Consider the following 14,507-nt stretch of genomic DNA (forward strand, 5'->3'; position numbering starts at 1 on the left):
CGGCCACGCTTATCGTGTCCGCCGCCCCCCGTAGATTCACGGACATGACCGAGGCGGGCGCTCCAGCGCCCGCGGCAGCACCACCAGAGCTAGGGGTGAAGGATGAGCAAGGTGACGGATCGCGAGAAGGCCCTCGAGGCCGCTCTCGCCCAGATCGACAAGCAGTTCGGCAAGGGTTCCGTCATGCGGCTGGGGGACCAGACCCAGGCACCCGTCGAGGTCATCCCCACGGGCTCGGTGGCCATGGACGTGGCCCTGGGCATCGGCGGCCTGCCGCGCGGCCGCGTGGTGGAGATCTACGGCCCGGAGTCCTCGGGCAAGACCACCCTGGCCCTGCATGCGGTGGCCAACGCGCAGCGCAACGGCGGCATCGCGGCCTTCATCGATGCGGAGCACGCCCTGGACCCGGTCTATGCCCGCAAGCTCGGGGTGGACACGGACGCCCTGCTGGTCAGCCAGCCGGACACCGGCGAGCAGGCCCTGGAGATCATGGACATGCTCGTCTCCTCGGGCACCCTGGACATCGTCGTCATCGACTCCGTGGCCGCGCTGACCCCGCGCGCCGAGATCGAGGGCGAGATGGGCGACTCCCACGTCGGCCTGCAGGCCCGCCTCATGTCCCAGGCGCTGCGCAAGGTGACCGGCCGCCTGCACCAGACCAAGACCACGGCCATCTTCATCAACCAGCTGCGCGAGAAGATCGGCGTGTTCTTCGGCTCCCCGGAGACCACCACGGGTGGCAAGGCGCTCAAGTTCTACGCGTCCGTGCGCATCGACGTCCGCCGCATCGAGACCCTCAAGGAGGCCGGCAACCCCGTCGGCAACCGCACCCGCGTGAAGATCGTCAAGAACAAGATGGCCCCTCCCTTCAAGCAGGCCGAGTTCGACATCCTCTACGGGGTCGGCATCTCCCGCGAGGGCGGCCTGATCGACATGGGTGTCGAGGAGGGCATCGTCAAGAAGTCCGGCGCGTGGTTCACCTATGACGGGGACCAGCTCGGGCAGGGCAAGGAGAACGCCCGTCGCTTCCTCAAGGACAACCCGGACCTCGCCAACGAGATCGAGCAGCGCATCCTCACGAAGCTCGGCATCGGCGTGGCCTCGGAGGCCGAGGACGACGAGGCCCCGGCCCTGACCGCGGTTCCGGGGGACACCGCGGCCGGATGACCCGATCGCGCAGGAACGTCGGAGGCGGGGCCGCCCACCGGTCGGAGACGACCGGCCGGAGCGGCTCCGCCTCCGGTGCGTCCGCGTTCGACGACGCCCGGGACTCGGACGTGGGCCGGATGTGGCTCGACCTGGCCGGCGCTCCGGAGCCGACGTCGTCCGACGTGGACGCCTCGGATGCCGCGCGGGACGCCGCGCCCGCACACGACGCCGAAGCCCCCGCGGAGGACGTCCCGGACCCCGCACCCGGAGCGGCACCGGATCTCGGGGCCCTGTTGACCCGCGCGAGCGACCTGCCCAGCCCCGCGCCCGGCGCAGGGCCCCGTGCGCTGCCCTGGTCCGGGCGCGAGGACACCCGGGCGGACACCGAGCGCCGGGGCCGACAGCGGGCCACCACGTCCCCGCGGCGTGGCCGTCCTCGCGACGAGGGCCGCCCGGCCGTGGATCCCCGCCCCGCCGTCGAGACCGACCGCCCCCGACGTCGCCCCGGCCCGGCGCCCCTGCCGACCGCACCGCGCGAGCGCGAGGAAGCAGCACGCGAGGTCGTCCTGCGCCAGCTCGCCCTGGGCCCGCGCTCCCGCGGCCAGCTCGAACGCAAGCTCGCCGAGCGCCAGGCCGAGCCCGAGCTGATCGAGCGCGTCCTCGACCGCTTCGAGGAGGTGCGGCTCGTGGACGACGCCGCCTTCGCCGAGGTCTGGGTCCGCAGCCGTCATCGAAGCAAGGGCCTGGCCCGCCGCGCCCTCGGGCACGAGCTCCAGCAGAAGGGCGTGGACCGGGAGATCGCCGCCGAGGCGCTCGAGGCCATCGACGGCGAGGACGAACGGACCGCCGCCCTCGACCTCGTGCGCCGACGGCTGCGGGGCCGCACCGTCCCCGGCGGTGCGTCGCCGGAGGCCCGGGCCGAGCGGGACAAGGTGACCCGCCGCCTCGTCGGCATGCTGGGACGCAAGGGCTACGGCGGCGGCCTCGCGTTCGCCGTCGTGAAGGAGGTCCTCGCCGAGCACGAGGAGTGAGCGGACCCGGGCCGCGCCCGGAGTTCCTAGAATGGTGCGGTGACTCTGACGGACCCCACCCCCCGCACCACCCCGCTCGCGCAGGACGGCGCCGCCGCGCGCCCGCACGAGGGTCTGACCTATGAGGTCCGCACCTTCGGCTGCCAGATGAACGTGCACGACTCCGAGCGCATCTCCGGCTTGCTCGAGTCCACCGGCTACGCCCCGGTCGCCGATAACGCCCAGGCCGACCTCGTGGTCTTCAACACGTGCGCGGTCCGCGAGAACGCGGACAACCGCCTGTACGGCAACCTCGGCAACCTGCGCGCGGTGAAGGACGCACACCCGGGCATGCAGATCGCCGTCGGCGGGTGCCTCGCCCAGAAGGACCAGGCCGCCATCCAGCGCCGGGCCCCCTGGGTGGACGTCGTCTTCGGCACCCACAACATCGGCTCCCTGCCCGTGCTGCTGGAGCGCTCCCGCCACAACGCCGAGGCCGAGATCGAGATCCTCGAGTCGCTCGAGGTGTTCCCCTCCACCCTGCCCACCAAGCGCGACTCCACCCACTCCGGCTGGGTGTCCATCTCCGTGGGCTGCAACAACACGTGCACGTTCTGCATCGTCCCGTCGCTGCGCGGCAAGGAGAAGGACCGCCGACCCGGGGAGATCCTCGCCGAGGTGCAGGCGCTCGTCGGCGCCGGCGCCGTCGAGGTCACGCTGCTGGGCCAGAACGTGAACACCTACGGCGTCGAGTTCGGCGACCGCGGCGCGTTCGCCAAGCTGCTGCGCGCGTGCGGGGAGATCGAGGGCCTCGAACGCGTCCGCTTCACCAGCCCCCACCCGGCCGCGTTCACGGACGACGTCATCGACGCGATGGCCGAGACCCCCAACGTCATGCCGCAGCTGCACATGCCCCTGCAGTCGGGCTCGGACAAGGTGCTCAAGGACATGCGCCGCTCCTACCGGTCCGCGAAGTTCCTGCGGATCCTGGAGAAGGTCCGCGAGCGCATCCCGCACGCCGCCATCACCACGGACATCATCGTCGGCTTCCCCGGGGAGACCGAGGAGGACTTCGCAGAGACGATGCGCGTGGTCGAGGCCTCCCGCTTCTCCTCCGCGTTCACCTTCCAGTACTCCATCCGTCCGGGGACCCCGGCCGGGGAGATGGAGCACCAGGTGCCCAAGGCCGTCGTCCAGGAGCGCTTCGAGCGCCTCGTGGCCCTGCAGGACCGGATCTCGGCCGAGGAGATGGCCACGCTCGTCGGCACCCGCCAGGAGCTGCTCGTCACCGCCGACTCCGGCTCCAAGGCCGCGGAGCGCGGCCGCCTGTCCGGGCGCGCACCCGACAACCGGCTCGTGCACTTCTCCGTGCCCGCCGGCGCCGAGACGCCCCGCCCCGGCGACTTCGTGACCGTGACGGTCACCGAGGCCCACCCGTTCTTCGCCGTCGCCGACCCGACCGCACAGGACTACGTCCTGCGCCGCTCCCGTGCCGGCGACGCGTGGGACCGCGCCCAGGCCGAGTCGTGCGGCGCGCCGGCCCCCGGCACGGCGGGCGGCTCCGGGGCCACGAGCCTCGGCATGCCGACCCTGCGCCCGCGGTCCTGATGTCCACCGCCGCGGCCCGCCCGCCCGTCGTCGCCGTCGTCGGGGCGACGGCGACGGGCAAGTCCGCCCTCGCCGTCGCCCTGGCGCACGCGCTGGACGGCGAGGTGGTCAACGGTGACGCCCTGCAGTTCTACCGGGGGATGGACGTGGGCACGGCGAAGGTCACCCAGGCTGAACGCGAGGGCGTCCCGCACCACCTGCTGGACGTGCTGGACGTCGGCCAGGAGGCCTCGGTGGCGGCCTTCCAGTCCGCGGCCCGAGACCTGTTCGACCAGATCCGCGCGCGGGGTCGGACCCCGATCCTCGTGGGCGGCTCCGGGCTGTACGTGCGGGCGGCGCTGGACGTGCTCGAGTTCCCGCCCACGGACCCGGCGCTGCGGGCCGAGCTGGAGGCTCGCGTGCGGCGGGAGGGCCTGGCCGGGCTGAGGGCCGAGCTGGCCGCCCTGGACCCGGTCGCGGCGGAGCGGCTGCAAGACCCCCGGCGCATCGTGCGCGCGCTGGAGGTGTGCCGGCTGACGGGCCGCCCGTTCTCCGCGTTCATGCCGGAGCGCACATACGCCCCGGAGGTCGCCCCCGTGGTGCAGCTCGGCCTGCGCCTGGACCGGGCCGAGCTGCACCAGCGGATCGCCGCCCGGGTGGAGCGCATGCTGGCCGAGGGTCTGCTGGACGAGGTCCGCCGCCTCGACGTCCCCGGGCCGGACGGGCTGCGGCAGGGACCGACCGCGTCCCGCGCGATCGGCTACGCCCAGATGCTCGCCGTCCTCGACGGCGAGCTCACCGAGGCGGAGGCGGCCGAGCAGACCGTCGTGGCGACGCGCCGGTTCGCCCGCCGCCAGGAGACCTGGTTCCGGGCCGACCCGCGCGTCGTCTGGCTCGACGCGCAGGGCGAGGACGTCGTGGCGGAGGCGCTCGCCGTCGTCGCCGGGGGCGCCACCTAGACTGGGCCCATGACCGAGCAGCCCGCGGCGCCCGCCGCCCAGGACCCCCTCCACGCGAGCGCGCCGCGCGTGCCGTTCACGAAGGGCCATGGCACGGGCAACGACTTCGTGCTGATCGCCGACCCGGACGGCAACACGCAGCTCGACGCCCAGCACGTCGCGCGGCTGGCTGACCGGCACCGGGGGATCGGCGCCGACGGCGTCATCCGCGCCGTGCGCTCGGCGCGCCTGCCGGAGGGTGAGGCGCTGCTCGCCGAGCACCCCGAGGCCGAGTGGTTCATGGACTACCGCAACGGCGACGGCTCGATCGCCGAGATGTGCGGCAACGGGGTGCGCGTCTTCGTGCACTTCCTGGTCGAGAAGGGCCTCGTGGACCTGGCGCCCGGCCAGGCGATCACCATCGGCACGCGCGCCGGTGTGAAGGCCGTGACCCGGCTCGAGCACGGCTACGCGATCGACATGGGCCCCTGGTGCTACCTCGACCCCGAGCTGGCGGAGGAGGCGGCGTCGGACTCGATGGTCCGCGCCCACGGCCTCACCGATCCGCGTCCGGCGTTGAGCGTGTCGATGGGCAATCCCCACACCGTGGTCCCGCTGGCCTCCTTCGCCGACCTCCAGGGACTGGACCTGGGCCGTGCCCCCGAGGTGGACCCGGCTCCGCCGCACGGCACGAACGTCGAGTTCGTGGCCGCGCACGAGCCGCTCGTGCGCGAGGGCGTCGGCCGCGTGCGGATGCGCGTGCACGAGCGCGGGGTGGGCGAGACCCAGTCCTGCGGGACGGGCGCGTGCGCGGTGGCCGTGGCGATGCGCGCATGGGCGGGCGACCAGGGCACCGACTCGTGGCTCGTCGAGGTGCCGGGCGGCGTGCTGGCTGTCGACGTCGTGCCGGGCCCGGAGGGGGCCGAGCACGTGGTCCTCTCGGGTCCGGCCGAGCTGGTCTTCGACGGCGAACTCACCGCCTGACCGCTTTCGTTCGGGAAACGGCGCCTCAGCGCGCCCGCGCCACCCGCAGGATCCGGAAGCCCTTGACGCTGTCCGCCCGCTCCGCGGTGAACCGGCCGGGCGCGCGCTCCTCGAGCATCCGGCCGATCCACGGCAGCAGCGAGTCCGCGCCGAGGTTCTTCTGCACCACCAGCCAGGCCTCGCCGCCGGGGGCCAGGCGTGGCAGCCACCGCTCCAGCAGGGCGTGCAGCGCCGGCTTGCCGATCCGGATGGGCGGGTTGGACCAGATGAGGTCGAACTCCGCGCCCTCGGGGACGTCCTCCGGCCGCAGTGCCACGACATTGCCGAGGCCCAGCGCCGCGGCGTTGTCGCGGGTCAGCTGCAGGGAGCGGTCGTTGACCTCGACGGCGGTCACCTCCGCCTCGGGCGACCGCAACGCCAGCGTGAGGGCGATCGGTCCCCAGCCCGCGCCGACGTCGAGGAACCGGCCCGTCGCCGGCGGCGCGGGCACCGCCGAGAACAGGGCCGCGGTGCCCTTGTCCAGACCGTCCGGGGAGAAGATCCCGTTGGCCGTCTGGACCTCGACGTCGCGGCCGGCCAGGCGTGTCCGCAGGGTGCGGCGCCGCTCGGGCGCGGAGGGGTCGGCGTCGAAGTAGTGGGATGCGGAGCTCACGGCGACCATGGTAGCCAGCGGGTCGTCGCAGCCCTCAGCCCGACGCCGGCCCGGCCAGGTCCGCGAGGATCGCGCGCACGGCGTCGCGCCCGGCGCGGTTGGCCCCGACCGTGGACTGGGAGGGGCCGTAGCCGAGGAGGAACAGGCGCGGCTCATCCAGGGCGCGCCCGCCCGCCACGCGGATGCCGCCGGCGGGCGTGCGCAGCCGCAGGGGAGCGAGGTGCCGGATCGCCGGCCGGAAGCCGGTGGCCCAGAGGATCACGTCCGCCGGTTCGAACGAGCCGTCGGGCATCCGCACCCCGTCCGGCTCGACGGCCGTGAACATGGGGTGGCGCACCAGTACGCCTCGTGACTCGGCCTCGCGCACCCAGGGTGAGCGGTGCATCCCGGTCGCCACGACCACGGAGCCCGGCGGCAGGCCCGCACGGGTCCGTTCGTCCACCCCGCGCACCGACTCGGCCAGGGCGCCGGGCGCGGCCGAGTCCTGCCACCGCGGCTCGCGGCGGGTCACCCACAGGGTGTCCGCGACCGTGGAGATCTCGGCCAGCAGCTGCGTCGCCGAGACGCCCATGCCCACGATCACCACCCGCTGCCCGGCGAACTCGTCCTTGGACACGTAGTCACGGGTGTGCAGCTGCTGGCCGCGGAACGAGCGCATCCCGGGCACCGAGGGCCACCGCGGAGACGTCCAGGTGCCGGTCGCGTTGACCACGAAGTCCGCCCGCCACGTGCCCGGCGCCCCGTCCGCGCGGACGAAGAACCCGCGCGCACGTCCCGGCTCGCCGATCCGCTCGACGCGCCTCACACGCACGGGCCGCCGGATCGGCAGGGCGAACCGTGCCTCGTAGTCGGCGAAGTAGGCCGGCAGCAGGGCGTTGGCGCGCGCGGCCGGGTCGGCCGGCGGCACCGGGTCACCGGGCAGCTCGTGGATGTGGTTGACGGTGGCCATCGTGAGCGAGTCCCAGCGGTGCTTCCACGCGCCGCCCGGGGCGGTCTCCGCGTCGAGCACCACGAACGTGCCGGGGGCGTCCTCGGGAACGCCGGCGGCGCCGTCGTCGTCGGGAGACAGCCCCACGAAACCGCGGCGGTGCAGGTGGTAGGCGGCGGACAGGCCCGCCTGGCCCGCGCCGATCACGACGACGGTCGCCCGGCCCGTCCGACCGGGCTGCGGCGGGGCGGGGGAGGGGAACGCGGTCATGCCCGCAGGATACGTGCGCGTCGTCGGCGGGCCGGGCGCCGGGGCCCCTGTCGCCCACGCGCGCCGCCCGGTAGACTCGACGCCCATGTGGATCTTCCTGCGCTGACGCCCCCGCGTCACTGACCGCCCCCGCCCCTTGCGCGCCCGCCTCGGATGAGGCCGTCGAGCGCGCCCCGGCACCTGATGGAGATCCCGCCATGGACCACGTGGTCCGCCCCTGCCCGCCCTCCGACGAGACCTCGTGGCTGCGGTGCCGCGTGCTCGCCTTCCTCCCGCGAACGGAGCCGCCGCGAGATCGTCGCAGTACGGCACCGACCCCTGCCCACACGGCCCTGCGCGTCACCCACCACGTCCGCCCCCTGCGGACAGCCGCCTAACGCGTCCGCCGACCCCTCTACCCTGAGACCATCGGGCCGCCCGACCGCGGCGGCCCAGAGGAGACCATGACTGAGAAGAACCAGCACACCCCCGGCCCCCAGGCCGCCCACGGCCCCGAGGACGAGATCCAGGCCGTGATCGACCGCATCCTGGCCGCCGATGACGCTCGCCGCGCCTCCGAGCGCGAGGTGACCGGGCGCGGCTCCGCGGACAGCGTGGCCGCGGACCACGAGGGCGCCCCCGACGACGGGACCCCGGATCGCTCCGGCGCGCTCGCCGGCCGCGCACTCGCCCTGGACGAGGGCGAGGACGGCCACACGGACGCCGACGGCGACCAGGACGAGCTCGCCGCGCGCCACTCCCTCAAGCGCGTGCAGGGCCTGTCCACCGAGCTCGAGGACATGACCGAGGTCGAGTACCGCCAGCTGCGCCTGGAGCGCGTGGTGCTGGCGGGGGTCTGGACCGAGGGCTCCGCGGAGGACGCGGAGAACTCCCTGCGGGAGTTGGCCGCGCTCGCCGAGACCGCGGGCTCGGAGGTGCTCGACGGCGTCATCCAGCGCCGCGCCACCCCGGACCCGGCCACGTTCCTCGGCAAGGGCAAGGCGCAGGAGCTCGCCGAGATCGTGGCGCTCTCCGGCGCGGACACCGTGGTGGTGGACTCCGAGCTCGCCCCGTCTCAGCGCCGCGCGCTGGAGGACGTGGTGCGGGTGAAGGTGATCGACCGGACCGCGCTGATCCTGGACATCTTCGCCCAGCACGCGAGCTCGCGTGAGGGCCGCGCCCAGGTCGAGCTCGCGCAGCTCGAGTACCTGCTGCCGCGCCTGCGCGGCTGGGGCGAGTCCATGTCCCGGCAGGCCGGCGGCCGTGCCGCCGCCGGTGAGGGCATCGGCTCCCGCGGCCCCGGCGAGACCAAGATCGAGCTGGACCGCCGCCGCATCCGCACCCGCATGGCGAAGCTGCGCCGGGACATCGCCGGGATGAAGCCGGCACGCGAGGCCAAGCGCGCCAACCGTCGTCGCAACCGGGTGCCGTCCGTGGCGATCGCCGGCTACACCAACGCCGGCAAGTCGTCCCTGCTCAACCGCCTCACCCACGCCGGGGTGCTCGTGGAGAACGCCCTGTTCGCCACGCTGGACCCCACCGTGCGCAGGGCCATGACGCCGGACGGCATCGGCTACACCCTCTCGGACACGGTCGGCTTCGTGCGGAACCTGCCCACACAGCTGGTCGAGGCGTTCCGCTCCACCCTCGAGGAGGTCGCGGACGCGGACGTCATCCTGCACGTCGTGGACGGCTCGCACCCGGACCCGGAGGGCCAGATCGCCGCGGTGCGCTCCGTGTTCGCGGAGGTGGACGCGCACCGGATCCCCGAGATCATCGTGCTGAACAAGGCGGACGCGGCGGACCCGGCCGTCGTCGCCCGGATCCGGTCCAAGGAGCCCCACGCCGTGGTCGTCTCCGCGCGCACCGGCGAGGGCATCGACGAGCTCGAGCGCGCCATCGCGGCCACCATCCCGCGGCCGGACGTGCGGCTCGAACTGCTGGTCCCGTTCACCCGGGGTGAGCTGGTCTCCCGCCTGCACTCGGCGGACGCGGAGATCCTGGCCGAGGGCTACGAGGAGGGCGGCACCCGCCTGTCCGTGCTGGTCCGTGAGGACATCGCGCCGGACTTCGCCGAGTTCGTCGTGGAGGCGGACGCGTCGTGAGCGACGGGGTGAAGGAAGCCGGGGCGGGCGGCGCGCAGCCGCGCACGGAGCACGAGCGCGAGGCGCTGCGCCTGCTGGATGTCGCGGTGCAGGCCACCGGCGGGCAGCACCGCGCGGGCCAGCGGGAGATGGTGCTGCAGGTGGCGCGCGCCCTCGAGTCGCGCCGTCATCTGCTCGTGCAGGCCGGCACCGGCACCGGCAAGTCCCTGGCCTACCTGATCCCCGCCCTCCAGCACGCGATGACGCAGGAGGACCCCGTCGTCGTCGCCACGGCCACGCTCGCCCTGCAGGCCCAGATCATGAAGCGGGACGCCCCACGGCTGGTCGAGGCGCTCAAGGACGAGCTGCCCCGCGAGCCCGTCGTCGCCCTGGTCAAGGGCCGCTCCAATTACCTGTGTCGCCACAAGGTGGACGGCGGCTACCCCGGAGATGAGGGCGAGGAGGCCCTCTTCACGGTCGCCGACGACGGCGGGATGATCGGCTCCGCCACGGACGGCGCCGCCGGGCCCTCCTCCCTGTTGGGCAAGGAGGTCATGTACCTGCGGGCGTGGGCGGACCAGACCGAGACCGGGGACCGCGACGACCTCGAGGTCCCCGTCACCGACCGCGCGTGGCGGCAGGTCTCCGTCTCCGCGGTCGACTGCCTCGGCGCGTCCCGCTGCCCCCAGGCCGAGGAGTGCTTCTCCGAGCGGGCCCGCGCGGACGCGGCGGACGCGGACGTCGTGGTCACCAACCACGCGATGCTCGCCATCAGCGCCTTCGAGGGGCTCGCGGTGCTGCCGGCGTACTCGGCCGTCGTCGTGGACGAGGCCCACGAGCTGCAGGACCGGGTGACCGGCGCGGTCACGGGGCAGCTGTCCGGGTCGATCGTGCACGGCGCGGCCACCTCGCTGCGCCGCCACACCACGGTGGCCGTGGAGGACCTGATCGAGGCCGGGGCGGCCCTGGACCGCGCGTTCACGGACACCCCGTCCGGCCTGATCGCCGCGGGCCCGGACGAGGTGCAGGAGCAGGCCCTCACCGGCGTCCTCACGGCCGCGCGCCAGTGCCTGTCCGACCTCGGCCAGGACAAGGACAAGGAGGCCGACGCCGACGGCGGACGGCAGATGGCGCGCTCGCGGATCCTCGAGGTCCTCGAGGTGGTGGAGCGCATGCTCGCCGCCCGGCCCGAGGCGGACTTCCCCGAGGTGCTGTGGGCCACCCGCCCCGGCCACTTCGAGCCCGGCGTGGGCTGGCAGCCGGGGGACGAGACCGACCCGCCCCAGCTCTACGTGGCCCCGCTCTCGGTGGCCGGCAAGCTGCGGGAGGGCCTGTTCGGCAAGGCGACGACGGTGCTCACCTCCGCCACGCTCACCGTGGGCTCGGGGGAGCGCCGGTTCGACTCGGTGGCCGGCGACGTGGGCCTGGCCGGCCCGGACGCCCCGAAGTTCGAGGCCCTCGACGTCGGCAGCCCCTTCGACTACCCGCGTCAGGGGGTGCTCTACGTGGCCCGGCACCTGCCCCGGCCCGGCCGCACGGCCTCGCCCGAGTCCCTCGATGAGCTCGAGGCGCTCCTGAGGGCGTCGCGGGGCGGGGCCCTCGGCCTGTTCTCCTCGCGCCGGGCGGCCGAGGACGCCGCCGCCGAGATGCGCCGTCGGCTCGGGCCGAAGACCACGATCCTGTGCCAGGGGGACGCGACCCTCTCCGCCCTCGTGCGCCAGTTCGCCGAGGAGCCGGACACGTCCCTGTTCGGGACCATGAGCCTGTGGCAGGGCGTGGACGTGCCGGGGAACTCGCTGCGGCTCGTGGTGATCGACCGCATCCCGTTCCCGCGGCCGGACGACCCGCTCTCCCAGGCCCGCACCCGGGATGTCGCCCGGCACGGCGGCAACGGGTTCATGCGGGTCTCCGCCACGCACGCGGCCGTGCGCATGGCCCAGGGCGCCGGGCGCCTCGTGCGCTCCGTGACGGACCGCGGCGTGGTGGCCGTGCTGGACCCCCGCCTGGCCACCGAGCGGTACGGCGGCTACATCACGAGCGCCCTGCCGGACTTCTGGCGCACCACGGACGGCGACGTCGTCCGCGGGGTGCTGGCACGGCTCGCCTCGGGCGATTGACCTGGTCCGACGACGCGGCCGGGGCGGCCCACCGGGACCTCCTCACCCACGTGCGGCCCGGCCACGGTCCCCGGACGCTCACCTGGGCGTAGCCTGAGAGTGGCGGCGACCCCGCCGCCGCACCGTGCGATGAAGGACGCCCGACCATGGCCACCCCCGGCGAGTCAGGCACCCCCCGACCCCATGGATCCACCCGGTTGCGCAAGGCCGCGCAGCAGCGGATCCACCTGAGACGGCAGGCCAGCGAGGAGAAGGCGGTGGTGGACTCGGCCCAGGCCGGAACCGAACACCGGACGCCCGACTCGTTCCTGTCTCACCTGCACCTGCGCCCGGTCTGGTTCGGGCTCGCCGTGCTGGCCCTCGTGGCGGTGCTGCTCGCGCCGGGCCTGCAGGAGGCGGGACTGTCCGTCGCGGGCCAGCGGGCCCTGGCCATCCTCGTGTTCGCGGTGGTCCTCTGGGTCACCGAGGCCGTCTCCTATCCCGTGAGCTCGGTGGCGATCATCGGCCTCATCGCCCTGCTGATCGGCTTCTCCCCGGACCCGGAGGCGCCCCAGAAGAGCCTGGGCACCAACGGCGGTCTCGGCTACGCCCTCGAGGGATTCAGCGCCGCGGCGGTCGCGCTCGTCGCCGGCGCACTCGTGTTGGCCGCCGCGATGCAGGCCACCGGCCTGCACAAGCGCGTGGCGCTGCTCGTCCTGAAGTTTGCGGGGGAGAAGACTTCCCGGATCCTCATCGGTGTCATCGTCATCATCGTGATCCTCAGCTTCTTCGTCCCCTCGGCGACCGCCCGCGCGGGCGCCGTCGTGCCGGTCCTGCTCGGCCTGGTGGCCGCGTTCGGCCTGCCCAAGGACTCGAAGCTCTCCGCCCTGTTCATCATCACCGCCGCCCAGGCCATCTCCATCTGGAACATCGGCATCATGACCGCGGCCGCGCAGAACCAGGTCGCCGTCGGGTTCATCCGCGAGGAGATGGGCCGAGAGATCTCCTGGCCCGAGTGGTTCCTGTGGGGCGCCCCGTGGTCGGCCGTCATGTCCGTGGTGCTGTACTTCGTGATGCGCTGGGCCATCAGGCCGGAGCTCACCCGGCTCGAGGGCGGTCGCGAGGTCGTCGGCCGGGACCTGGCCGCGCTGGGCCCGATGACGGGCAAGGAGATCCGGCTGACCGTCGTCGCGCTCCTGCTGCTGCTGGCCTGGTCCACCCAGGGCATCCTGCACCCCGTCGACGCCACCACCGTCACTCTCCTGGCCGTGGCCGTCCTGCTGATGCCGCGCGTCGGCGTCTTCTCGTGGAAGACGGTGGAGGGGCTCGTGACCTGGGGCACCCTCGTGGTGTTCGCCGTCGGCATCTCGCTCGGCTCGCTGCTGCTGAAGACCGGCGCTGCCAGCTGGCTGTCCGAGCGCGCGTTCGACTCGCTGGGCATCGCGCACATGCCGCTGCTGGCGATGATCGCCCTCGTCTCGGCGTTCACCATCCTGATCCACCTGGGCTTCGCCTCCGCCACAGCCCTGTCCTCGGCCCTGATCCCGGTGTTCATCGCGTTCTCCATGACCATCCCGAACGCCGCGCAGGGTGGGCTGGGCTTCGTGATCGTCCAGCAGTTCGCGATCTGCTTCGGCTTCCTGCTGCCGGTCTCCGCGCCGCAGAACATGCTCGCGTACGGCACGGGGGCGTTCACGGCGAAGCAGTTCCTGAAGACCGGCATCCCGATCACCGTGATCGGCTACCTCATGGTGCTGCTGTTCTCCGCCACCTACTGGCGGTGGATCGGCCTGCTCTGAGGCCGTGGCGGGCCGCCCGCCACGGCCCGTGGCGCGGCGGGCGGAGGCAGCGGGTCAGAGTGAACGCAGGACCGTGACGACGCGCCCCATCACGGTGGCGTGATCGCCGAGGATGGGCTCGTAGGCCGTGTTCTGGGGGAGGAGCCAGGTGTGCCCGTCGCGGCGGCGGAAGGTCTTCACGGTGGCCTCGTCGTCGAGCAGGGCCGCGACGATGTCGCCGTTCTCCGCCGTCTCCTGCCGGCGCACCACCACCCAGTCGCCGTCGCAGATCGCGGCGTCCACCATCGAGTCACCCGTGACGCGCAGCATGAACAGCTCGCCCTCGCCCGTGAGGCGTCGCGGGATCGCCATGACGTCCTCGACCTGCTGCTCGGCCAGGACGGGGCCGCCCGCCGCGATGCGGCCGACCCAGGGGACCGGCACGCTGTCCGCCTCGTCCGTGCCGGTGTGCCACGCGGCGATCGTGGAGACCTGCGACGACGGCGCGGCGGCGGGGGAGGCGGCCTCGCCCAGCGGGGTGCCGTCCACGTCGAGCAGCACCTCGAGGGCACGCGGGCGTCCGGGGTCGCGCCGGATGTAGCCGTGACGCTCGAGACGGCCCAGCTGGTGCGTGACGGAGGAGAGCGAGGCCAGGCCCGCGGCGTCGCCGATCTCGCGCATGGAGGGCGGGTAGCCGTGGTCGGCGATCGCGTCCCGGATGGTCTGCACGATCCGCCGCTGGCGGTCGGTGAGCGGCGCGCGCGCCGCCGGCTGATCGTCGGTGGTGCTCATGGCTGCCGTCCGTTCTCCCGGGGGTGATGGTGGCCGGCCTCGTGTTCCGGCGTCCGGCTGCCGTCCGGACGCTTACCGTGTCCGCCCCCGCTGGTTGCCTGTGTCCTGGCGGTCCTCGGGGGCGTTCCGGGGCGTCCGTGCATGGCCTTGAGCCTAGAGGAGAGCCGCCTCGCATTCAAAGATATGTTCGATCTCTTCGTGGCGTGTCTCGAACACCTGTGCTAGAAAGGCATTCGAACGGATTCGAACAGATGTTCGAT

11 protein-coding genes are annotated in these 14,507 nt (G+C 73.7%); 8 read left to right on the plus strand and 3 right to left on the minus strand.

Annotated features, from left to right (window positions below):
- Positions 1-102 precede the first annotated feature (102 nt).
- From recA to dapF, 5 genes are read left to right on the plus strand one after another with little or no spacing between them, the layout of a single operon-like run.
- A complete protein-coding gene (gene recA / locus MLUT_RS15160) occupies positions 103-1,167 on the plus strand; it encodes a recombinase RecA (RefSeq protein ID WP_041779778.1) in 1,065 nt (354 codons plus the stop codon).
- Positions 1,164-2,180, plus strand: coding sequence for a regulatory protein RecX (locus tag MLUT_RS15165; RefSeq protein ID WP_010079105.1), 1,017 nt, complete (start codon positions 1,164-1,166; stop codon positions 2,178-2,180). The genes recA and MLUT_RS15165 overlap by 4 nt, the downstream gene beginning before the upstream one ends.
- Positions 2,181-2,219: 39 nt before the next feature.
- The gene (miaB, locus tag MLUT_RS15170; protein ID WP_010079104.1) at positions 2,220-3,767 is read left to right on the plus strand and encodes a tRNA (N6-isopentenyl adenosine(37)-C2)-methylthiotransferase MiaB; all 1,548 of its coding nucleotides are present in this window, start codon (positions 2,220-2,222) and stop codon (positions 3,765-3,767) included.
- Positions 3,767-4,705 carry a tRNA (adenosine(37)-N6)-dimethylallyltransferase MiaA gene (gene miaA, locus MLUT_RS15175; protein WP_012750794.1) on the plus strand — a complete coding sequence of 313 codons (939 nt, stop codon included), beginning with the start codon at positions 3,767-3,769 and terminating at the stop codon, positions 4,703-4,705. The genes miaB and miaA overlap by 1 nt, the downstream gene beginning before the upstream one ends.
- Before the next feature lie 9 nt (positions 4,706-4,714).
- Positions 4,715-5,668, plus strand: a complete 954-nt coding sequence (gene dapF / locus MLUT_RS15180; RefSeq protein WP_010079102.1) for a diaminopimelate epimerase — start codon at positions 4,715-4,717, stop codon at positions 5,666-5,668.
- A gap of 25 nt (positions 5,669-5,693) precedes the next feature.
- Here the strand turns inward: dapF and MLUT_RS15185 are convergent, their stop codons facing one another.
- Both MLUT_RS15185 and MLUT_RS15190 read right to left on the minus strand, forming a co-directional pair.
- Positions 5,694-6,329, minus strand: a complete 636-nt coding sequence (locus tag MLUT_RS15185; protein ID WP_010079101.1) for a class I SAM-dependent methyltransferase — start codon at positions 6,327-6,329, stop codon at positions 5,694-5,696.
- A 25-nt stretch (positions 6,330-6,354) separates the two neighbouring features.
- Complete coding sequence (locus MLUT_RS15190) at positions 6,355-7,518, minus strand: NAD(P)-binding domain-containing protein (RefSeq protein WP_010079100.1); 1,164 nt, start codon at positions 7,516-7,518, stop codon at positions 6,355-6,357.
- 443 nt (positions 7,519-7,961) lie between these two features.
- Between MLUT_RS15190 and hflX the strand changes: the two genes are divergently transcribed.
- The 3 genes from hflX (at position 7,962) to MLUT_RS15205 (ending at position 13,476) form a co-directional block, all read left to right on the plus strand.
- A complete protein-coding gene (hflX, locus tag MLUT_RS15195; RefSeq protein WP_010079099.1) occupies positions 7,962-9,602 on the plus strand; it encodes a GTPase HflX in 1,641 nt (546 codons plus the stop codon).
- Positions 9,599-11,698 (plus strand): ATP-dependent DNA helicase, encoded by a 2,100-nt coding sequence (locus MLUT_RS15200; protein WP_010079098.1) that lies wholly within the window; start codon positions 9,599-9,601, stop codon positions 11,696-11,698. The genes hflX and MLUT_RS15200 overlap by 4 nt, the downstream gene beginning before the upstream one ends.
- Positions 11,699-11,844: 146 nt before the next feature.
- Positions 11,845-13,476 (plus strand): DASS family sodium-coupled anion symporter, encoded by a 1,632-nt coding sequence (locus MLUT_RS15205; protein ID WP_231936578.1) that lies wholly within the window; start codon positions 11,845-11,847, stop codon positions 13,474-13,476.
- Between the two features lie 54 nt (positions 13,477-13,530).
- On the opposite strand, the gene lexA is transcribed toward MLUT_RS15205, so the two are convergent.
- Complete coding sequence (lexA, locus tag MLUT_RS15210; RefSeq protein WP_010079096.1) at positions 13,531-14,247, minus strand: transcriptional repressor LexA; 717 nt, start codon at positions 14,245-14,247, stop codon at positions 13,531-13,533.
- Positions 14,248-14,507 lie beyond the last annotated feature (260 nt).

Source organism: Micrococcus luteus NCTC 2665, from assembly GCF_000023205.1.
Classification (GTDB): Bacteria; Actinomycetota; Actinomycetes; order Actinomycetales; family Micrococcaceae; genus Micrococcus; species Micrococcus luteus.

Bases quoted from the DNA above. Each gene is read 5' to 3' on its own strand.
- MLUT_RS15165 (WP_010079105.1), top strand. From the start codon at position 1,164: ATGACCCGATCGCGCAGGAACGTCGGAGGCGGGGCCGCCCACCGGTCG.
- miaA (WP_012750794.1), top strand. From the start codon at position 3,767: ATGTCCACCGCCGCGGCCCGCCCGCCCGTCGTCGCCGTCGTCGGGGCG.
- MLUT_RS15205 (WP_231936578.1), top strand. From the start codon at position 11,845: ATGGCCACCCCCGGCGAGTCAGGCACCCCCCGACCCCATGGATCCACC.
- lexA (WP_010079096.1), bottom strand. From the start codon at position 14,247: ATGAGCACCACCGACGATCAGCCGGCGGCGCGCGCGCCGCTCACCGAC.
- MLUT_RS15185 (WP_010079101.1), bottom strand. From the start codon at position 6,329: ATGGTCGCCGTGAGCTCCGCATCCCACTACTTCGACGCCGACCCCTCC.
- MLUT_RS15190 (WP_010079100.1), bottom strand. From the start codon at position 7,518: ATGACCGCGTTCCCCTCCCCCGCCCCGCCGCAGCCCGGTCGGACGGGC.
- recA (WP_041779778.1), top strand. From the start codon at position 103: ATGAGCAAGGTGACGGATCGCGAGAAGGCCCTCGAGGCCGCTCTCGCC.
- hflX (WP_010079099.1), top strand. From the start codon at position 7,962: ATGACTGAGAAGAACCAGCACACCCCCGGCCCCCAGGCCGCCCACGGC.
- dapF (WP_010079102.1), top strand. From the start codon at position 4,715: ATGACCGAGCAGCCCGCGGCGCCCGCCGCCCAGGACCCCCTCCACGCG.